The organism is Paenibacillus sp. J22P90, assembly GCF_059692195.1.
In genome coordinates, this window is record NZ_JCAUAY010000004.1 from 1 (window position 1) to 22222 (window position 22222).

General features: G+C 47.9%; 12 protein-coding genes. 1 reads left to right on the forward strand and 11 read right to left on the reverse strand.

Features of this window, described 5'->3' with window-relative positions; genetic code table 11:
* Positions 1-313 precede the first annotated feature (313 nt).
* The 7 genes from AC58UX_RS14230 to AC58UX_RS14260 are packed head-to-tail and all read right to left on the reverse strand — an operon-like array spanning position 314 to position 8612.
* Positions 314-1216 (reverse strand): DMT family transporter, encoded by a 903-nt coding sequence (locus AC58UX_RS14230; protein ID WP_497253685.1) that lies wholly within the window; start codon positions 1214-1216, stop codon positions 314-316.
* A gap of 12 nt (positions 1217-1228) precedes the next feature.
* Positions 1229-2530 carry an enolase C-terminal domain-like protein gene (locus AC58UX_RS14235; RefSeq protein ID WP_497253687.1) on the reverse strand — a complete coding sequence of 434 codons (1302 nt, stop codon included), beginning with the start codon at positions 2528-2530 and terminating at the stop codon, positions 1229-1231.
* 1 nt (position 2531) lies between these two features.
* Complete coding sequence (locus AC58UX_RS14240; RefSeq protein ID WP_497253689.1) at positions 2532-3455, reverse strand: Gfo/Idh/MocA family protein; 924 nt, start codon at positions 3453-3455, stop codon at positions 2532-2534.
* A gap of 22 nt (positions 3456-3477) precedes the next feature.
* Positions 3478-4710: a Gfo/Idh/MocA family protein gene (locus AC58UX_RS14245; protein ID WP_497253691.1), complete on the reverse strand. Its 1233-nt coding sequence runs from the start codon at positions 4708-4710 to the stop codon at positions 3478-3480.
* Between the two features lie 33 nt (positions 4711-4743).
* Positions 4744-5718: a PLP-dependent cysteine synthase family protein gene (locus tag AC58UX_RS14250; protein WP_497253693.1), complete on the reverse strand. Its 975-nt coding sequence runs from the start codon at positions 5716-5718 to the stop codon at positions 4744-4746.
* Positions 5719-5734: 16 nt separating this feature from the next.
* The gene (locus AC58UX_RS14255; protein WP_497253695.1) at positions 5735-6685 is read right to left on the reverse strand and encodes a carbon-nitrogen hydrolase family protein; all 951 of its coding nucleotides are present in this window, start codon (positions 6683-6685) and stop codon (positions 5735-5737) included.
* Between the two features lie 40 nt (positions 6686-6725).
* Positions 6726-8612, reverse strand: coding sequence for an alpha-galactosidase (locus AC58UX_RS14260; RefSeq protein ID WP_497253697.1), 1887 nt, complete (start codon positions 8610-8612; stop codon positions 6726-6728).
* Between the two features lie 257 nt (positions 8613-8869).
* On the opposite strand from AC58UX_RS14260, the gene AC58UX_RS14265 reads away from it, so the two are divergent.
* Positions 8870-12973 carry an OmpL47-type beta-barrel domain-containing protein gene (locus AC58UX_RS14265; RefSeq protein WP_497253699.1) on the forward strand — a complete coding sequence of 1368 codons (4104 nt, stop codon included), beginning with the start codon at positions 8870-8872 and terminating at the stop codon, positions 12971-12973.
* Positions 12974-13034: 61 nt separating this feature from the next.
* Here AC58UX_RS14265 and AC58UX_RS14270 read toward each other — a convergent pair whose 3' ends face one another.
* The 4 genes from AC58UX_RS14270 to AC58UX_RS14285 form a co-directional block, all read right to left on the reverse strand.
* Positions 13035-14336 (reverse strand): Gfo/Idh/MocA family protein, encoded by a 1302-nt coding sequence (locus tag AC58UX_RS14270; RefSeq protein ID WP_497253701.1) that lies wholly within the window; start codon positions 14334-14336, stop codon positions 13035-13037.
* Positions 14326-16014 (reverse strand): DUF4091 domain-containing protein, encoded by a 1689-nt coding sequence (locus tag AC58UX_RS14275; RefSeq protein WP_497253703.1) that lies wholly within the window; start codon positions 16012-16014, stop codon positions 14326-14328. The genes AC58UX_RS14270 and AC58UX_RS14275 overlap by 11 nt, the downstream gene beginning before the upstream one ends.
* 142 nt (positions 16015-16156) lie before the next feature.
* Positions 16157-18508, reverse strand: a complete 2352-nt coding sequence (locus tag AC58UX_RS14280; protein ID WP_497253705.1) for a helix-turn-helix domain-containing protein — start codon at positions 18506-18508, stop codon at positions 16157-16159.
* Between the two features lie 166 nt (positions 18509-18674).
* Positions 18675-22178 (reverse strand): right-handed parallel beta-helix repeat-containing protein, encoded by a 3504-nt coding sequence (locus AC58UX_RS14285; protein ID WP_497253707.1) that lies wholly within the window; start codon positions 22176-22178, stop codon positions 18675-18677.
* Between the last annotated feature and the right edge of the window lie 44 nt (positions 22179-22222).

Consider the following 22222-nt stretch of genomic DNA (forward strand, 5'->3'; position numbering starts at 1 on the left):
TTTGAACGGTTACAAGCAAAACTAAACGGCCTCAGTCCGATTGAATTCAGGACCAAGGCCGCTTAAATAATTTTTATTTATTGTACTGTCTACTTGACGGGGTGCAGTTCATATCGCTGTTGCTACGATGTTTTTATATGCTTTCATTTGGAAAGTCCCTTCTTAGATGCTAAACGATCAATCACTCTTATGTTAACATCCAAGCAAGAACAAAGTATATTGTTAATGATTAGTAGAATTTAAACTTATCTGAAGAAGTCTGTCGATTGCTGGTTGTATAAAACATACGATAACATATGCGTAAAAAAGGCAATCATAGATTCGCTTCTTTTTGGCGGCTTATGGATTTATTTGGTCGGGCGGCAACCACCGTCGCCACGATCAGCAGCAAGCCGCAGAGCAGCACGCGGAGCGACGGCTTGTTGCCGAGCAGCGCAAAATCAAGCGCCGCTGTTACAGCAGGCTCCAGACAGAACAAAATCGAGACGGTGACCGGCGGCAGACGGCGTTGACCGTGTACCTGCAGCAGGTTGGCCGCGAGCGACACGAACACGACCATATAGGCGATACCTGCGAGAGTCTCCGACTGAGATATTAAAACCGATAGCGCTGCCCCCTCTTTGTTGAAACATGCATAGATGGCCGCCGCCACGGTGAAAAACAAAGCGCAGCCTGCGATGCCCAAAAAGGAAACTTGCGAAACCGTCGCCCGCTCCTTCGCAAGCAATCGATCGGTCAGATCGATTGAGTAGGCATACCCAATCATGCCGACAAAGGCCAAACCATCGCCAAGATTCACGCCTTGCTCCTGTGGCCCGATCAATAGGATAATGGCTATGATCGCGATAGCGATCGCCCCATTCTCTTGCCGCGTAGGCTTGCATCGGTCATGCACCCAGCGCAGAAGTGGCACCACGCCAATGATGAAGCTGTTGATTACCACGACGCGCGTCGGGGTCGTATGCTGCACTGCGTAAATAGAAAAGAAGCCCAACACGAAATTGGCTGATCCGAGGCGGAGCAAGCCCATTCTCCAGATGCGGCCCGGCATTGCCCGGAGCGATCGGTGAAAGAGGGCCAGGTACACTAGCGACACGGCACCATACCGCCAAAATTGAAACAGCAGCTGGGGGTACTCCGCAGTCGTGGATTTCATTACAATATAGGATAGCCCCCAAATCAATACCGCACTAAGAATGGCCAAATACCCAATCAAATATTTGCCTCCCTACTTCCCCCGAGTACCCAATAGCGTCTCCTGATAACCACTTCTACCGAATACGCCACCATTATGCTTATAAAATTCAGGATGCAGTTGGAATTGACCATCAATTGAGTCGATCCAGCTACCATTGGGAATGGGATGCCTTCCCTTCATAACTTCCCAGTTGGTATAGTTTTGTTTGCCATTAGATTCGATCAAGCCCATGGAGAGTCCGGGCACAGGCAGCAGATGCGCTGCCAGATTCTTATTCCAATCAACCATCATCGGATTTGCTGTTAAGTCAGCGCAGAAGCAAGGAATGCCATGTTCACTAGCTAACTTCGCGACTCGCAAGCTCATGCTCATCGTCTTGGCTACCGGCTTTAAGGCAAAGGCACCGTACCCCATTTGGATTCGCTCCAATGCATCTTTTTCATTATGCACACTTTCATCACCTGTCACCCTTACCGGAATATCTGAAACATCCACGTGGACATGCTCCAGAAACGGCTCTTCCACCAATATAATGTGCTCAATGGCTCCTATTCGCTCTGCAGCGTCCACAAGCCTCCAAAGAAGCTCTTTGGAGCCATAGCGCCCGTTGATGTCTAGATAATAGGCGATTTTTCCATTTGCGGTATGAGGGCAGTCACGGTTCCCTGCGATAAGGTGAATCTCTTTCAATCTTTGGATATCCCATTCCAACATTTTCTCGGGATCTCCATCTTGATTCGGATCGGAGCCCAATTTAATTTTCAGTACAAAATAACCCTCATCCAGCAACGCCACTACATCCGCCTCTGTCATCCCATACGAAACGACCGGCGTACAGGCAAGCCGTTCATGCCGAGCCGCCAGCATGGTTCTATACTCTTCCGGGATCAGTTCTGTAAAGCGGGCGCCAGGTGTTTTACGACTCAGGAGCATCCAAGCTGCATGATCAATAGGAACTAGTGCGTTGAGCGCAAAGGTAACCCTGAGCGGGTTCCCGCCCCAAGTGCGGGAGGCATATTCATAGGCCTGCACCACCAGAGGATCCAGAATGTCCATAGGGGTTTTGAATGAAGTATTCTGAGCGGCTAACAACGCATAGTTAGTAATCTCATTCATGAATAAATTACCTCGTTCATTGCCCCATCCGGTATAGACCTGTGGATCCGACCAAAGTATGCTCTGAACACCTAGTCCTACGCCAACATCCCCCTCTGAATCCTCCAAGGAAACGAGGGATTGCCAGAGCTCACTTACATAGCCGCCTTTGAAGCCAAATGGAGCAAGTAACGGTTCACGTTCAACAATCAGATTCGTTTTCTTAATCGTTATCATCCTATTGTCCTTTCACTTTCATTCGATACTGTACAGCGAAAGCGGCCCCTTCATAACCTTGATCTTCTTCTGATAATTGCTTTAAGGCTACCTGTTGCCCTCCCGACAAGAGAGATCTTCTCACGGCTATCGCAGCGAGTTCCACCTCTAGCAGTTGACTTAATGATAGGAAAGGTTCCGCATCTCCAGCCAAATATGGCAAGCTTGCTTCCAAAAAAGAACGATATAATCGGCTGCTATCCACCTGCAAATGCTTAACTGTATGCTCGGTGACAATCGTTGCATAGAAGGGCAAATATCCCTTTGTATTCCCGACGCTAAGGAATACCTTGCGCCCATCCTGCCATATGAGTTCAATTTGATGCTGTATAGATACACCTGTGGATCGTACGCTTTCGATTCCCGGTCCCATGATCGCTTGCAGTAAGTAGAAAGCATGTATGCCGTAATTAAAATCATCAACGGAACAGCCCGCAAGCACAGTCACGATCTGGTCGTTTGGATCATGCTGCTGATGCCACTCTTTAGCCTCTGCGCAGACGCTTAACGAAGAACCGCCTGTAATACGAACACCACTTCGTTCCCAGTCCAGGAACTGCTGGATGTCGCGCAAGTTCCCAGCCATAGGCTTATCAATCAATATAGCTTTACCCGCATTGACAAATGGACGTGCACGCTCAACATGCAAGTCCCAATTCACACTATGGATAATTACGGCATCTACGTGTTGCACCATTTCTTCCAACGATTCACATACAACCTTGATTCCGTGCTTCTCGGCAAATTGCGAGGCATAACCTTCCTCATGAACAGTTCCCCCATCGAAAACTGCTACCACCTGATGGCCTAGTTCCTTGATGATCGGCACCCAATTGGAAGGATGCGATGTGTCCAAATCTACAATTCCAATTCGTAGCGTTTGCATTCTTTTACCTCCTATTCAAATCTCAATTCGCCGCCACTTCTAAGGTTTTGTTCTCTAATCTTGACTTTTCAGCGAGATGGCACATCAAATGGCTTTGAATAGAGAGGTCAATATCACTACTTCCTAGTTTACCGCCTGCAACCATCCCTACAAAATCCCTCATCAGAATCTCATCCGCCCCACTATGCCCGGATTCCGGATGACTCACCTCATACATGTCGATAGCGCCGCTTGCAAAATGATGAACTTTAATCGTATTATCTTCCATACTTCCAGTTATCTCACCCCTGGTTCCCATGATGCGAATATCTCTACCGGTTCTATGTGAAAAGGCAGACATGGTTAACATAACGGTGATATCGTCTTCCAATAAAATATTTACGGATTGATGGTCAACTGCGTCATTTCCGCAACGATAGACACATCTCCCATAACGCCCCTTTTGCAAAGCTTCGTTCAAATCAGTGAAACCTTCTTTTTCACAGGCCAATTTACGAAAATCTTCCATTTCGCTGTAAATTTTAGTTGCGTTATAAGGACAGGAATCCTGAACCTTGCAACCATCGGTACATCTATCCGTACTGCCTTCCGGCGCATTTTCAGGCCTAAAATGGGTCAACGCCCCATATGAGGATATACTTTTACATGTTTTGCCCGTTAAATAGACCATCAAGTCCATGTCATGACAGCATTTAGCCAATATCATTGGACTCGAAACGGATGTATCACTCCAGTCGCCTCTTACAAAACTATGTGCATGATGATAAAAACCCACACCTTCTACATGAATAATGTTGATAATATCCCCAATTATTTTATTATCCAAGAGTTCTTTCATCTTTCTGAAATAAGGTGTATATCGTAAACTATGACATACTTGTATGTTAACATTATTTTCTTTGGCCGCTTTTAAAAGTCTATAGCTATTCTCGATATGCGGATCAATTGGCTTTTCGAGCAAAATATGTTTGTAACCTTTCTCTATTGCCAAAATAGCCGGTTCAACATGCTGGGTGTCTTGCGTACAGATGATTACGCAATCTGCAATCGGGTCAAGTTTTAACATATCCTTCCACGACTGAAATGAATATTCAGGCTTTATGTGATACGTTTTTTCAAATTCATCTCTTAAAAACCCTCGGGTTTCTGCAACTGCAACAAATTCCAATTCGTTCGGGTATTGAAGTGCATATGGCGCATAAGCATACTGCCCTCTTCCACCTGCCCCTATAAGTGCTGCCGTGATTTTTTTCATTGTTTCCTCCGTGTTTGTGTCGGCGTTATTCCTTTACAGGTATAGATCGGTGCTTAAATATTTCAAACCTGAATCGTTAATGGTCAATACGATCCGTGCGCCCTTCTCACGCGACTTCAGCAGTTGCAGTGCTGCAGCAACGTTGGCCCCGGAAGAAAAACCCGCAAAAATTCCCTCTTCGCGCGCTAATCTCCGACAAGCTTCAATCGCCTCCTCATCGGTGACCGTCAAGAAATCAGAGATCAAGTTTCGATCAACCAATGGCAACTCCATACTATAACCACCGCCTTGCAGTCTGTGGTTCGGATTGGTCTGCGTTCCACCCGCCAGATATGGTGCCCCTTCCGGTTCTACTAAGTAACTACGAATGTTAGGATTATAGGCATGCAACCTTTTGGCACAGCCAGCAAACGTACCACCGCTTCCTGCAAAGTCAAGAAACACATCGAATTCGCCACGTGTTTGCTCCCATATCTCTTCTGCTGTATGTAACTCATGAGCGAGTAAACTCCCTCGATGATGGAATTGATCCGCACGAAATGCGCCTCGCTTTTGAACGATATGAAGCGTTTCTGCATCTACAAGCGCAAGATCCTCCCCAGACACTTGTCCTGGCACTGAGCCAGCAGCTTGTTCAACCAATACAACCTCAGCTCCAAGCGCACGCATCATCCGCGCTCTCTCCATCGAATTCCCTTTCGACATCACAGCAACAAACGGATACCCTTTCACCGCGCAGACGATAGCTAGCCCAGTTCCTGTATTACCGCTAGTCAGTTCCACAACGGTCTGACCTGGCGTCAGCGTGCCATCCAGCTCTGCTTCTTCTATGATTTGAAGCGCAATACGATCTTTCTTGCTAAAACCAGGATTGAAGTATTCGAGCTTGGCATAAATTTCTCCGTCTAATTCCTTGGTTAACCGGCTCAATCTAACCATTGGTGTGTTTCCTATCGCTTGATGAGCGCCATCCAGAATAGTTCTTCGATAGTCGATCATTTGTCCCATTCCTTCCCATTTCTATTCAAAGCTCTATTCGACCAGGCATGCAACGGGAATCTACGGATCGTCGGAAATAATCATCCATCAGCTCCAGCCCAAACTCTGCAATAATATCTTTCACATTCAAGTCCTCAGATTCGCTTGTTAACAGAACACAGCCAAGAAAACCAGGATCATGAATCTTGACTTTCGCCCCATATTTCTGTTTGATCTTAAGAAAATGTGCACCATTCTCATCAATATGAATGACAGCGTAATCCAAGTTAACCTTGGTTGTAATAAATGAGTAGTAATTCGTGCTCTGAGCCGCCACCTCTCCCAATGGCGTAATAACGGTGCAAGGCAAGCCCGATATCGAGCCGGCGAAATAAGATCTGCAGGAATAAGCCCAATAGTTTTGCATAAGCCCGCCATGATACATGGAAGGAAACACGATCAAATCTGGCTTTGCTTTCGCATACTGCTGCCGAAGCTCGTCAAAGTTCAAATCAAAGCAGATCGCTGCTGCAACTCTCCCAAAATCACATTCAAAGATGGGGGCTTCCTTCCCATAAAGAATATGATGCTTGTTATATTCATCTGGAACCAGATAGTTTTTATGATAGGCCCCCATCACTTGACCCTCGCGATCAATCAACTGCATCGCGTTGCGCCAGCTCCCATCCTCAGCTTCTATATGTGCTGGATACGTGATATAACAACGGTGCTGTTTCGCCACGCCCGCCAGAAAATCACGGATTTGATTTTTTCGAACCCGATAATAAGCTAATTTTTGATCCTGCGGGTACTTCCTTTGATCCGGCCTATCACAAGCTTCATGCAGGATAATCAAATCCGGACGATCCGGGAGCACCTGGTCTAGCTGACTCTGCCAATGTTGGATCATCAGTTCCACTGCCTCTTGGGCAGGAGTATCTGCTTCAATAACCAAAGGTCTAGGACCTAAACAACTGATCGTTACATAATTAGCCAAGGAAACTCTCCTCCTAACATGATAATTTACTTTCGCCGATTTATGTCTCGGATACCCACCAAGCCTTCGCCGTATGAGGTTCCATGATGATTTCTTCTGTTTCTAAAAAATCAAGTGGTTGCCTGCTCCAAAATTCTTCATGCGATCCTTTCATTCCGGCAAACGGCTGAGGTAGCTTTCTTGGTACATAATCATCGCTAAGATTGAATAGGGCCACAAGTTTGCGGCCGTCCCCCTGTGCAACCACGATTGGAAAATCATCTCCATCGTATTCAAAAAGATTGATCGGTACTCCGCCTTTGACCGGTTCCTGAAGAACCGTGGAAAGAAGAGCCAAACCTGCTTCATTTAAATGGTTCAGCGCGTCTCCGAGAACCATATCCCCCCCGGTCAAATAGCAAGCAAGCAGCAGTGTCTGCGCTTCCTCTAAATTCATCTCTCGCCCGGCATACCAATTGGCACCTGAATTCCAAGGCTTTTTGGCTAAGCGCCGACTTAGAAGTACATCGTCCGTGGTGCGATCGCACCTGACAATAGCGAAATCAGGATCGGTGTTCCCTATCGATCCCTGCATCCACCAACGCGCAAACATCGACCTTATATTTTGCCGGATATGACTCCAGTAATGGTGAATGTCTCCAGTCGTTCTGTGGGAATCGGCAATGCCGATAACCGCCTCGAATGGGGCGCCGCAAGCAAGAAGGTAGGCATCCTCCCCAATCGATTCGCGAATAAGACAGAATAGTTGGCGAAGCATGCCAGCAGGCGTAATGTCATCACGCGAGAAGCGGGAAGCGCCTAGCAGCAGCTGCGTAAAATCGCATTTGAAGTAAGTAAAGCCTGCTTGCCGCAATTTGGTAAATATAGCACCTAAATGTTCTCGCACTTCAGACAGGGTGATGTCTAGCTGTGCCATGGAACCATATCCCAAACTTACCAGATAGGGGTTACCTTCTTTGTCACCGACAAACCAATTCGGATGCTCCCGATATAAGGGGGTATATACATTCACCATGAGCGGAGCCGTCCAAATCCCTGGTTCGAACCCGGACTCACGAATTTTTTCACATAGCGTCTTCAGCCCGTCAGGAAATTTCCAGCCCTCGTCCCAAATCCCCCACTGGCATTCGTATCCTTCGTCGATGACGATATAGCGAATGGAGTCTGCAAATTGTTCTTGTGCGGTACTAGTATTCTCAATGATATCGCGTTGTGTAACTGCGCCAGCGTAATAATCCCATGAATTCCAGCCTGTGACCCGCTGTTTACTCAACAGGGATTGAGGAAGTCGATCTCGCATGAGCTCTGCATACTGTTCCAACAAGTTATTCCCGTCCTTGCCGTGAAGCATGATCAAGTGAGCCAACGCCACCTCATCGTTTGAAATAATTCGGCGAGGAGCTGTTAATTGAACGCTAATACCGAAAGCACCGTCTCGATGCGCGCTTTCGTGCAGAATCGGGAAGCTAACGAAGCAATCTTCAAATGGAGGCAAAGCCCCTAGCAGCAATGCTTCGCCAGGCAATCTGCTGGATATCACCGTTACCATGGCAGAGGCTTCGTTAGGATCCGACCAATCGTTGGGACGATGTACTGGACGAACTCCCGCTATCTTTTCGAAACATTGGGAATGATGGAGTTGAACATATCTTCTGGCATCCAAATATGGAGAGATATCCATGGGTTTCCACTCCAAACTGATATAACGCAAGTGAATGTCATGAACGCCAATATTTTGAACCGTAATACTTCTGACTTCCTGATCTTGACAACAAGTCATAGTGACAGCCAAAACATCCCATCGCCAAGTCTGTTGTCCACTGTCGACATCTTCCTCAATAAGAGCGTCGCCACATGTAAATGTTCGATTGGAACATACGACCCTCACAGAAATCCGATTAAATTGAAATAGATTTAGTTGTTGCAAATCCTTCCCCCCATTCATGCACCTATCCAACATAAACTGGAATGCAAACAAAAGAAAAGTGCAAGATCTGCACTTTACTCTCTTATGGAACTGTATGTTTTATTTTCTTACTGTTAAAAGCGGAGGTTCACTAAAATATAAATGTTTCAGCGTGATTCAAGAGTAAAGTACGGATATTTGACTTTTTATTATTTAGCCAATTGGTAAGTTAGTTATATGGATATTATCCATAACAATTTATCAAGGAGGAATGTATAATGTGGAAAAAATCGAAGCTTGGGTATGGCTTGGCGTTAACGTTAACGCTAGGCTTTATCGGTGGGCTGCTGCCCGCACCAAGCGCATTTGCTGCTGCAACGACCTACTACGTGGCTCCGAACGGAAATGACGCCGTAGCAGTGAATTCAGAGGCAACACCATTCAAAACGATCAATAAATGCGCCCAAGTTATGCTGGCCGGGGACACCTGCATCATCGCATCAGGTACGTATCGTGAGACGGTTACTCCAGCTGCTTCTGGAACTAGCGGCCAGCCCATTACCTTTAAGCCAGCCACGGGCGCAACCGTAATTGTAAGCGGAACCGAGCCGATCAGCGGTTGGACTCCACACGCAGGAAACATCTACAAAGCCGATCTGCCATGGAGCTTGGGCAAAGAAAACCAGTTATTCGTGAATAACGGCGCAGCCGTCTCCCCGCTCTGGGAAGCGCGCTGGCCAAATATTAGCGAATACTCGCTCCCTGGTTTAAAAGCAGGTACAGCAACCGCAGATGCAGGATCGGCCACAACGATTGTGGATTCCAGCATTACGCAGCCTACGGATTTTTGGAAGGGCGCTCAAGTCTGGGAACGAGGCGGGAATGCGTACCAAGGCATGACCTCTAAGGTAACAGGCTACAATAGTGCGACCCACACCTTGACCTATGAACCAATAGCTGGTGACTATCAGGAACTGTATCCTCGACTAGGCAGTACATACTTCCTTAGCGGGGTGTTAGGCGCATTAGACGCTCCAAACGAGTGGTATGTAGATGAAACTGCTCAAAAAGTATACTTGTGGGCACCTGATGGTGGGACTCCTTCCAATGTTGAGGTTAAAAAACGTAACACCGCTTTCAATTTGAATGGAAAAAACTTCATTAATTTGAGAGGAATTCGTACTTTCGCCGCCAACATCACGATGAACACTTCGAACAATAACATTTTGGACGGCATCCAGGCGGATTACGTATATTTCTCGAACTATTCACAGAATACAACAAATGCTGATCAACTTAATGGTGGAATTAGCATCGTCGGAAACAATAACGAAATTAAAAACAGTAAGATTGGTTACTCCTCAGGAACGCTGATCAATATTGATGGAAGCAGCAACCGCATTGTGAATAACGTTATTCATAACGGTAGCTATATGGCCTCCTACGATCCGTTGGTTAAGCTTACTAGCGGGACCGCCAACTTGATCAGCTACAACGAAATCAGAGACTCTGGAAGATTCAACCTTTATTGGAGATCTGGCAGCGGGGAGATTTCATACAACGATATTTCTAATGGGATGTGGCTTTCCCGTGACGGAGCCCTGATCTATAGCTGGGGACTTGATATGGGCAACTCCGATATCCACCACAATTTGATCCACGACAGTAAAGGAACCGATATGAGCGTCGGCCTCTACTTCGACAACTACGCGAACAATGTGGTGGCGCATCATAACGTCATCTACAACAACGATGTAGGAATCCAGATGAATACGCCAGGCAACTACCGACTCATTTATAACAACACGGTTGTGAATTCTAGAACCAACAGCATAGCTTACTGGGGATCTCCACCGTATAACCAGGAGTTATTTGGGTCAAGGGTGTATAACAACATTTTTACAAATGGTGTCTCCTTAACGGGGGATACTGCAAATGGCTATAACACGACTTCGAGCGTCGGCTTGAATTTTGTGAATCCAGCTGCGAACGATTACCGTTTAAATGCCGGTTCTACGGCCATTAACACAGGTGCAGAGATTAAGGAAATCACGGACGGTTTCGTTGGTATTACCCCGGATGCAGGTGCTTATGAGTACGGTGGAACTGATTGGAAAGCAGGTCCGAACTTCACCAATCCTCCAAGCGTAACCTACACTGAGATCAATACGCCTTATATGAACTTGATTAAGAATAGTGGCTTTAACGGGACTACGGATAACTGGCTAAAATGGACGACGAATGGCACCACGGATGTTCAATCCGTACCGGCCACTCCAGACTGGCAAGTACGTGGTAGACAATACCGCTTGAAATTGGGGCCTGGCGGAGCTGGTGTAGAACAAAAAATCACGGGTCTTAAACCGGACACCGAATATAAATTTGTATCTTGGGTATACAACGAGCCTGGGGAATCCATTGTTCTCGGCGTTTTAAATTATGGCGGAAATTCTATCGATACGGTTATAAAAGATAACCAATTTGTTCGCAAAGAAATTACTTTCCGAACAGGTCCAACAAATACAGATGCACGAGTGCGTATCTATAAGCCAGGATCATCTGTAGGTCTCTCCTATGCGGATGATACAGGTTTGATTGAAAACACACCTTTTAATGCAGGTGTAGCCCAAACCTTCTTGAAAGACGTCCAATTCACGACACCGGTAAATCTCTTTACTGCTGGAGAGCAAGGAATCTTAAATGTGACGGGTACTCAACAAAATGGCTTACCGGCAGATCTGTCTACTGCAGATATCCAGTTGGTTTCTAGTGACCCGCAAGTACTACGTATTAATAGTGTCAGCAATGGCGCCGCTTCTGTGACAGCTCTTGCACCGGGTCAAGTCACTGTATCGGCAACCGTCACCAAAGACGGCATTACGAAAGCAACAACTCAAATCTCGACGATCTTCCCTACAGCTGGATCAAATACGGGGCCAGCAGGCTGGGATTTGAAGACGTACGGCACTCACAGCAAAGGCTTTGTAACGACAGACTCCAATAACAACTATTCACTTGTAGGTGTTGGAGACAATGTATGGGGTTCCACGGATGATTTCGTATACCTAAGCAAAAACGTTCATCTCTCCGACTCTAGTGCAAAAGTTACGTTTACAGCAACGATTGACTCCTTCGACTACGCGGATCCCGCAACAGTGGGCTTGATGTTCCGCGCCAAAGACACTGCGGATTCTAAGCATGTTCAGTTCCGTACGGACGGTACGGGTAAGGTGCTACGTTATGTATTCCGTAACAATGAGAGTATTCTTGATTCACAAAATCCACCAGCGCAACAGAAATACTGGGGTTCGCAGACAGGCCTGCTGCTAGACTACGCGGGCAAGAGCATCAATACGCCGTTCCAGATGAGATTGGTCAAAGAAGGCAATAAAGTAACTGGTTATTATTATAAAGAATCGCAATGGCTTTCTATCGGTTCCACTACCGTGGAGTTTGAAGGAACGGACTTCCTCGCGGGTATCGGGATGTTCTCTGGTAGCGGCAAGCCACCTGTGAAGGCTGTCATTTCTCAGTTAGACATCCAAGTTGAAGATGTGCTTGCTTCCGTTTCTCTGGCAGCGGATAAAATGTTTGTAGGAGCCGCAAGCCCAGCCGCAATAGCGGTGACTGGCTATGTATCCGATGGATCTCTTGCAGATTTAAGCCAGGCATCAATCACTTACAAAAGCGACAATAACGCAGTTGCATCAGTAGATATCAATGGTATTGTAACAGCAACTGGCGAAGGCATTACTTCCATTCATACAACTGTTACCTTAGGACCTGTAACGAAGGAAGCGAGCATTGGCTTCTTATCTGATCTAAGAGTTCCAGTCTCAGTAGCTGAAGCTGTTTATGGAACTCAGACGATGGTGGTAGCCCTCTCGGCAACCGACAATTTGTCAGGTGTTGCAAGAACCGAATATCAGATCGATAACAGCGGAACATGGAGCACTTATACGGGTCTTATTTTATTCGACCAAATCGGCACACACACGGTTCAGTATCGTTCTGTCGATAAAGCGGGCAATACAGAAGCAGCCAAAACCATTGTCGTTGGCCTAATGGACCGAACAGCTCCGGTACTAAACGTGGCGCTAAGCAAAACCTCGATTTGGCCAGCGAACCATAAGATGGTTGCTATCCAGGCCACTTTGAACGCAAGCGATGCGGATTCGGGCGTTGCGTCGGTCATCTTGAGCTCTATTACAAGCAGCGATCCAACTAGCAGTGTAAGCGACATCCAAGCGGAAATCGGTTCTCCCGCTACATCATTCAGCCTTCGTGCCGAGAAAGATCGTACTTATACTATTACTTTCACGGCAACCGATAACGCAGGCAATAAAACCGTAGTTTCAAGCGTAGTTACCGTCGGGAAATAAAAATTGCAAAGAAACACCCTCGTTTCGGATTCGAAACGAGGGTGTTTGCTTTCTTCCAGTCTTACTTTTGCAACAAGCTGCTCCAATCAATATGCAAGGATTGCCCGGATTCCATGGAGGCATCCGCTCGAAACCCAACAAGGTGACCGACGATGCTATGCTCCAATGAGGTGGAAAATTGGGCGGATGTATCTCCCTGCACGACACGCACAAAATCCTCGACGAGCCGGTGATCGCCGCCGCCATGCATATCCCGGCTAACCGGAATTTCTACGCGGTGCTCGCTATAAACGCCGCCTTCCCGCAGGTGCGGGTGACGTACCACGAAGGAGCCTTCTTCCAGCTCTCCGTAAATTTCGCCCTTCGTTCCCGTGATATGCACGGTGCGACAAGCCTTCGCTGCCCCGCCTACTAGATTGTGAACGGCGGTGCTTCCGTTCTCAAATTCCATGATCACGGCCTGGTGATCGACAATGTCATTATCGCACCTCCAAACGCAACGGCCGAATGGGTTGTCGCTGCGCAGGCTCTCTAGCTTCTCCTCGTCGCTGAGCCGCACGCCGTCTAGGAAACGTGGCCACACATAAACCGGCCAGAGCGGCTGCTCTACGTATAGCTTTTTCGCCGAGTACACACAGTTCTCTTCGATTGCACAGTCCGTTAGGCAGCGGGAGCCTGATCCTTGAGGGGCTCGCGACTCGCGAAAATAGGAGCGGCCGCCATAGCTGCTCACCTTGACCGGGCGTACCTTCGATTGGAACCAAGTGATCAGGTCGAGGTCGTGGCAGCATTTTTGCATGAGGAAGGACGACCCTCCTCGCTCTTTATTGGCGAATTTTCCGCGAACGAACGCTGTGGCCATGTGGTGAAAGTCCACATTTTCCTCAGTCTGAATGTGGAGGATGTCCCCAATTGTCCCGGCCTCTAGCTCCCTCTTCAGCTCCACGTAGAACGGGGCATATCGAAGCACATGGCAGATCATAACCTTGCGGCCGTAAGCTTGCGCTGTGCGATGCAGTTCCAGCACCTCATCCTCCGCAATCCCGATCGGCTTCTCCAGCAGCAGGTCATAGCCTTTCTGCAGGAGCGGTATACTCGTCGACACATGCTGCGCGTCCAAGGTCCCGTTAATCACTGCATCAGCCAGTTTCGGCCGAGCGACAAGCGCCTCAACATCTGCGAACACCATGTCCTCCGCTAATCCATAACGTTCAGCCGTATGTGCACGCCGAAGCGGATTGGGATCTACAACCCCAACCACCTTCATCTGCTCCGGATGCTTCAGCGCGTAGCTCGCGTAATTCATACTGCGGCTGCCTGCTCCAACTATGATGACCTCTATTGGTTTATTCTCAGCTTTCATAGCTCTCTCCCCTTTTGGTTGACTCCGATGCAATAGTTATCGCCTGATTGACTCTTTCTCGAAGCCCCAGCAGCCATTCCGCATCTGATGGATAACAGCTAAAGCTCAAAGGCTCCGTCAGCCCCTCTTCAATCAACGCCAGCACATGGTCGCGCCCGGCCAAACTTTCTAGTAACTGCAGTGCCCTAAGATCCTGCAAGCCCTCAAAGAACACTTCCATCCGGATCGACTCTATCGGCCCTTCCTCCCCAGGATAGACCAGGAAGGCATCACCAGATGGGAAACTCCGGCCGGCGTCGGTGACGCGATACGGATCGATTGCTTGCAGCGAATATTGCGTATTCCAGAAGTTATAGCCCCAATGCAAGAAGCCGGCAATCTTGAACTTATACAACTGTACGCCCATCACCCGATTACGGGCGGATGGCATATTGAAGAACCGATTGGAAACTTTCCGATATTGTACGCAACAGTAATAGGTCCACAGCTCAGGCACTTGTCGCTCGAGAAACGGTTCGATGTGGTCGTTCGCTGGTATCGGGCCTTTCACAAGACCCTGCTCATAATACTCAACATTTGTCAAAGCATCGATAATTGGAAATTCTCCTAAGTGCGCCTGCATCAACTCACTTGCGCTGCGATACCAGGGCATATGCTCAAGCAGAGGCTCATCCGAAATATGAAAATAGCACCGATTAACAAGCCCTCGCTCTCGTAGTAACGCTGTAAGTGTGGGCAAATATTGCGTTAAGAATGACTTATAGGCTTCCCCAGTCGCATCCGTTTCCCAGCCGAAAATGCGTCGCATCTCACCCTGTTCCTCCGCTACAATCTTTGGAGCGTGCTTCGCACCCCATTGCGTGAACAGGTGCGAAAACTCAAAATAGCGAATCCCCACGCGCTCACACAGCTCGATCCACCGAACCAGTCGATTGAAGCTGAATTCGTAGGTGCCGTCTTCTTCCTTTCGCACTTCCACCAGTTGAACGGTCAGGCGCTCGCCGCCTTCTACGGTATCCAACGGTGGTGTGAAGTGCGGCGTGAGTACCATGTTCATGCCGTGCTGCACAGCGGTTTGTAGATATTGCTCAATGAGCCCCCAGTGTGCTTCACTAAAAACTTCAACCTCGTAGTAATTTGCCAAGCAGTCACAATGAAACCACTCCGTGTGAATCAACGACTGTGGCGGCAACACCGCTGGCAAGACAACTAGTTGAAAGCTCTCTCCGCCAAGATTTTCACCCGTTATCGTTGCAAATTGCACAGTCAGGTCATAAGCTCCCGCTAGCGTCTCTTCATCCACCTCCACGGTGACCCATACGGATCTCCACTGATAATGGATTCCCACAACGCCCCGATCTCCAACGATAGGGTACAAGGGATCTGGGTAAAGCCCTGGCGTAACCCTCAGCACATTGTCATCATGGCGCTTCTGGCAAGGAAGCTCTGACGGCGCCAAGCCTACCTCTCGTAAAGTAATTGCTGCTTGTAAGGTGGAAGTGACGCTCACCTGAATTGGCTTGGTCAAAGCAGGTGCCCGATAGGCAACCTGAAAATGAAACGTTTCTCCGCGCAAGGCGGAGCCCCGTGTATAAGACTCAGCTAGAAGCTCTTCGTCCGGAAACACTTTTACTAAGGAATGGAGACAGTGTGTCTCAAAAATGAATAAATCCTGCATGTGATTTCCCCTTTGTTCGCTTGACCTAGAATCAGCTTAACCCCTTGAAAAAGCAAAAAAAAGTGCAAGATTCGCACTTTCTTTCACCAAAGAGATGAACAATTTGAACTTTTATGCACGATGAAGATTCTATACGGTCTACCTACAACGACAGCGATTTCTTGATACGGTAATCCTTCGGCGTCGTGCCGAAGCGCTTCTTAAACAGTTTAAAAAAGTAGCTTGGTGAGCTAAATCCAACTTTCTCGGAGATCTCGTTCACTGGTAGGTTATTGTTTTCGAGCAGCATGACCGATTTCAACAAACGAATTTCGTTAATGTAATCCGCCACAGAGATCGTCTCCTGCTTCTTGAAAATGCGGCCAACATACGCCGATGACATCCGTAGCATATCGGCGATTTCCTGCAGGCTAAGATTGGGATTGGAATAATTCGCCTGAATCACATCTTTAATCGTATCGATGATAAAATGGTCCTTCGACTCTGTACCGCGTTTTTGGTCTTCAAAAATCGCACTGAGGATTGCGCCGAACTCTGCAAAGATTTCATCCAGCGTTTCCTTCTCAAAGACGAGACGATCGATGGAGCGAAGATCGATAAGCAGCGGCGATAGCTTATTCTGGTTGATTTCACGGACAGTCTGCTTAATCAGAATCCCAAGCTGAATGACCGATTGCACGACAGCATCAGAGCTCATCCCAGCGATTAGCCGGTGCAGATGCTCTAACTCCTGGAAGACGCTATCCGGATGGCTCGCCTTGATGGCTTCAGCGAATTTTCGTTCGAGCTCAAGCGGGATGTGCGCTTCAAGATTAGCGAGATTGCTCTGCACCATCTCCGGCGTGATGATAGAGCCGTGACCAAAATTCATTTTATAGAGAAGGTAATCCAATGCTTTCTCATAACTCGACGTCAGTTCATGATAATGAGACACTACATCGCCAATCGCTGCCGTGAAGGTGACGTGGTAATATTCGCCAATGATCTGCTGCGCTTGCTGTAACAACTTGGTAATGGCTATGTAACTATCAGCCGAACGTGTGCCAGATTCAAAGAGCAATACGAGGTGCTCCCCGCGAATGTCAACAACTTCCCCGCGCAAATCTTCCGAAACAATCTCCCGAATGATATTGGATACGGCAAAATTCAGCAGGTTCACATCCACACCGAGCATATTATCTTTTAATTTCTCGTAACGATCGAGTTTAAGAACGACTACTATACACGCTTTTTCCAAATTGACGTTGATGTAACCGCCCTGTACACATTCAGCCCAATCCTCAGGGGTGAAGGCTCGGCTGTCCGTCACGAGCTTACGCAAATAGTAAGATCGCACAATTGCTTCATTGCTGTCATGCTTCGTCTGCTCAGACATAAGCTTCTCGATCAGATGATTGTAGATATGCGAAATGTAACTGATCTCGTCCTGCTCGTTCGTACGGTTCGGCTCGCCGCCAGGCAGTCGCTTCGTCTGGTTGAGCAGACCATTAATCGGCGAGTACAGACGATTCGAGATAATCCAAGAGGCAAAGACGGCGATCACGAGACAGATTGCGGCGACTGTGATGAAGACGGCCTTCAGCCGATCGACTGCAGCGAGCACACCGACATAAGGTTCGACAGCGACGATTACCCAGTTAACGGAGCGATTAACGATATAGTTGACGATTTGCTTTTCGCCGTTAGCCATATACGTAAACTGAGATACTTGGCGATGGGTGGAATCAATCTGCCTATACACCTCGTCCTTCAAGTTCCCCAGATCTTGGTCGTTTTGAATGTCCGGACCGTACATTTCTTTATTCTGGTCTAGGACGAAAATCCGGTTGGAACGATTCGACGATTGTCGATTCATCAGCTCCAACTTCTCAAACAGCCATTCTGGCTTCACATTGATGATTAGCGCGCTTTCCTTCCTGGTATACGCGTCGAGCGAATCAAACATAAACAGGGAAATTACTTGCTGCGAACGCTCTGGATGCTTGAGGTCCGGCACGTAGCGGAGCGGCATCATTTGCATTTTAAAAATTGGCTTGCCGCCACTTAAAAATTCACCCATTTGATTCATGAGATTGCTAGTTGAGCTTGTGATCGCGTCGTCACCGCTCGTAAAGAACATGTTCCTCTTACTATTGTAGATGACGATAGAGTGAATAAAAGAGTTATACGCGATGGTCTTGGTTAACTTGTTGACTCGGTTAGTATCTTCGAAAGTGTCCGATTCGCCACTGAATAACAAATGGGCCAAATCCGTGTCGTAGAACATGGAGATTGCGAAATTTTTCACGGTGTCATTCATGTAAGAGATGTTGTAGTTGATCTGTGAAAGGACTTTCTCGTTCGCTTCTTGTTGGGAGTCCAAACTAATTTTTTTCGAATACAGGAAAGCGGACAGCAAGGAGGCCAGCATAACGGATATAATAAGTAGATTGATCGATAGAATGATGCGCATGAAATATTTCCGTTCCCGGTACTTACGCAAGTAGTTGTTCATTGGTGTATCCCCTCTTCTCCGACTTCCTTTATTTTTCTATCGCCTCAGCATCTCGTATACGCTTGTCGGCCTCTACATAATTCTACATATAATGCGCATTTCCTTTTCATAGATATACACCCTTCGGATGACCGAAGGGTGTACTTTTGTTTAGTGGAACCTACACTTAGTAATTTTTGGTAAGCTGCAGACCCGTAATAACAGCCTTCACATCAGGTCTTCCTGAGCTGGAGTACAGCGCAACCCCTGCAAGAATGTTGGCGCCGTTCGTGAAGTTGACTGTCGTCTGGCCGAATAGAATGTAATTGTTGCCATCCAGATAATAGCCTTTCACGATGTTCCCTTCCTTGGTCAGCATGATCGGCATTACCCGAGGCACCACACCTGCTGTGGCAGGCACTTGCTTAACGCCAGTTTTGTAATGATTGATCAGATCGGTCGAACCCGATGCTGTATTCCGGAACACTAGACGAAGGACATCGCCTACACCATCCATCCGGAACTCCGCATGCTCGGAACCTGCCGTGTCCTGTTCACGGAACATAAGACCGATAGAACCTGGGTCGTACGAACTGAACTCAATGTTCGCCTTCAGCGTAATCTTGTTGCCTGCTGTATTGGAGTTAAGCACGGACTTATTCAGGAAGACGAAGTCGTCGGAGGTGCCCCAAATGTTATCCCCTTTGCCAACGAGTGTGTACGTACTCGTGGTGCTATTGAACGTCGTAAACCCGCTAGCATTCGTTCCGTATGCTTTAGCCATAAAGTCCGTCGTCGCAGGCGTGCCGACTGGATACACGGTAACGATCTGACTTGTTGCCCTGGCGATGATCCCTTTCCGTGCAATAGCGGTAATGGTCGTTTGACCAGGTGCCACCGCTGTGTAGTTAACCGTTCCTCCGCTGGAGCTGCTGATACTCACGACGTTAGGATCGCTCGAAGCAAACGTAATCGTCGCTCCCGTCCAACTAGCTGCACTGCCGTTCTGAAGCGTGCCGTTCAAGGTCAGGCTTCCTGTTGCTCCCGCTGTCGTGCTTGTAGCAGGCGCACTGCTGAAAGCCACATCCTTCAGGTTGGTACCATCGCTAAGCCCTGAATTGAACGCCGCTGATTCGATCAAGCCAGCGTCGTCCGCGAAGGAGAAATGGTTGGCGTACGACTTGTTTTTGAAAATTTGCACGCGCGGCTTGATCGCATTTCCATTCACATCCGTTAGCGAGCCTGTTGTGAAATTCAGCTCCTGGCGCACATACTTCCCACTGGTCGAAGCTACCGATACAGGTGGCGGGGAGGACGCACTATAGTTTTCTGCTCCGAGATAGATCGTTTCCGTCGACACAGGTGTCGTAATATTCGGATCCACCGGAATGTTGTAGACCCAGGAGGAGAACGTATAGGCCGTATTAGGCTTTAGACCTGAAATCGACTGCTCGATCCCGTCACCGACCGTAGAACCTCCCGCAGGGCTGGCTCCGTCCCCAAGACGTAACTTATTATTCTTGCCACGGTTAATCCAATTCGGCTTCGCCGGCATTGGAGACGCAGGAACGGCATATTGCGTATCGGAGCCGACCGTTGTTTCAGTTCCCGCTGCAGACCAAGTAAGCCAATTGGTGAGCCCTCTTTCGAAAGCGCTATTCGAAATCCGATTCATATAAGGCGTGTCGATTAACTGAAAAGCGGGTGAAGAAGGAGGATTGGAGAAATTGTAAGATGGAATCCAGTTGGAGCTGTTGGAACCACCCCCGAATTCATAGGCTCCAGCGTCTGGAGCAGACCCGCCCCAAGTATACGTACTGGTAATACCTGCAATTGCCGCCCCGCTGTCAATCGCCGTAGAGCCTGTTTGCAGCCGGAAATCGTTCCCGTTGCCTCCTGCTGAGTTGACGAAGTTCAGACCGACTGGTGAAATGGTGTTGTAGCCCTGAGAAACAGTAGTTGGAAACAGCTTGCGATCGGTATCAATCGCAAAAGCCTTATCCGTCATAATGTTGTTATAAAAGCGGGTGCCGTAGAAATCGTCCGGATATCCTGTCGCACCGTGAAACCCGATGCTTTTATCGTTATTGACGATCGTGTTGTTTTGTACTAGTTTGAAATTGCCTGGCGCACCCATCTGAATCCCTGTATCGTTATTATAGATGACGTTGTGATGGATGATAGCGTTCTCCGTATAGTTATCGAAATACATACCGACACTCGTGTCGTCTCCCTTGCTGTCGTGAATCCAATTATGGTGGAATTCGCTGTTTCCGAGATCGGAACCCCAAGCATAGATTAGTCCACCGTCACGGGAGAGCTTCATGCCCCAGTACATATCGTTGTAGCTAACCACTCCACTGCCCCCATAAATGGAGAGTAAACCTCTCCCGGAATCGCGGATTTCGTTATGGTCAATCACATTCTCAGTTCCGCTGGATAAACGGATGAGTGAATCGTGCGTGGCCATGAAACTACCGTCATGAATACTGTTGTTCACAACCCGATTGCCTTTGCCGGCAATATGCACCAACGTTCCAGTGGAATAGGCGATCGTGCTGTTTTTCAATTCATTGTAATCGCCTACCATGTTGATGCCCCGCTCGCGCTGACTTTCGATCGACGTGCCATGGCTGTAATCAGAGAAATACAAATACTCAGCTTTTACTTTGTCGAGAACATTGTAAGTAGACGGTGTAGTGCCGACCGTACCCATCAGAATATTTGCTGCCATCGTTCGAATGCCGGAGATCGTGATGTAGGATTTACCTTTCAGATTGAAGGCGGTTTGACGCGTTTTGGCTTCAACATTCGTGGGAACGCCACCTGAGGGAGCCCACAAATATAGGTCAGTCGCATCTGTACACCACTCACTGGCTACGTCGAGTGCTCCCAAAACGCCAGATAGGAAATACGTACTTCCTTGCCGTGGCGAATAATACGATTGGTCGTTCGTGACTGGATTCATGGTAAGCGTTTTCGTCGTATTGTTGAAAGCAGTAATGGTCGAAGTTTGCCCGGTGTAGGCGTCCCCTCCCCGCTCCCAGATCGAAGCACCAACCCAATTGATGTTAGGCAAAGTGCTATCTGTGACTGTATAATAGGTCGTCATATTCGTGGCTGACTCCATGTAAGCCATCTTGTCTTTAAGCGCGTTTAAGTTGTAAGCAGAAATGTTAGGCCAGCGAGCTTCCCAGAGCAAGGTTGGATCTGCGGACAAGTAACCGTTTGCGTCCTTAGGAACAATAAAGAATTGCTCCTCCGTCTCATCTAAAAGCGAACTACGAGTGAAAGGCACTTTGTACACCGACGGTGAGCCGACAATCCCTGCTGATGCCCACGTTCCGCTGATTACATCAGTACCACTAACCACAACGTTAGCGCCAGTTGCAGCCTTAATCGTGATTGGCGAACCGTTCGTCCCGCTGTTGGCCGGCGTGATGGTTTCGCGATAAATACCCGAAGATACTTCGCAGATATCACCTGCTTGCAAGCTGTTTGCACATCGTTGAATCGTCTTGAACGGAGCAGATAAGGACAGCCCATTATTCGCTGTATCATTGCCTGTTGTTTGAGATACATAATAGGTAATTCCCGCTGCCGAAGCCGGCTTGGCAGGCAATCCACCCATCACCATGGCAAAACTCATTGTAGCGATTAGACTTAAGCGGCATAAAGACTTTACTTTCATTATTAAGCCTCCTTTTATAATCAATAATCGATACTATCCTAGTC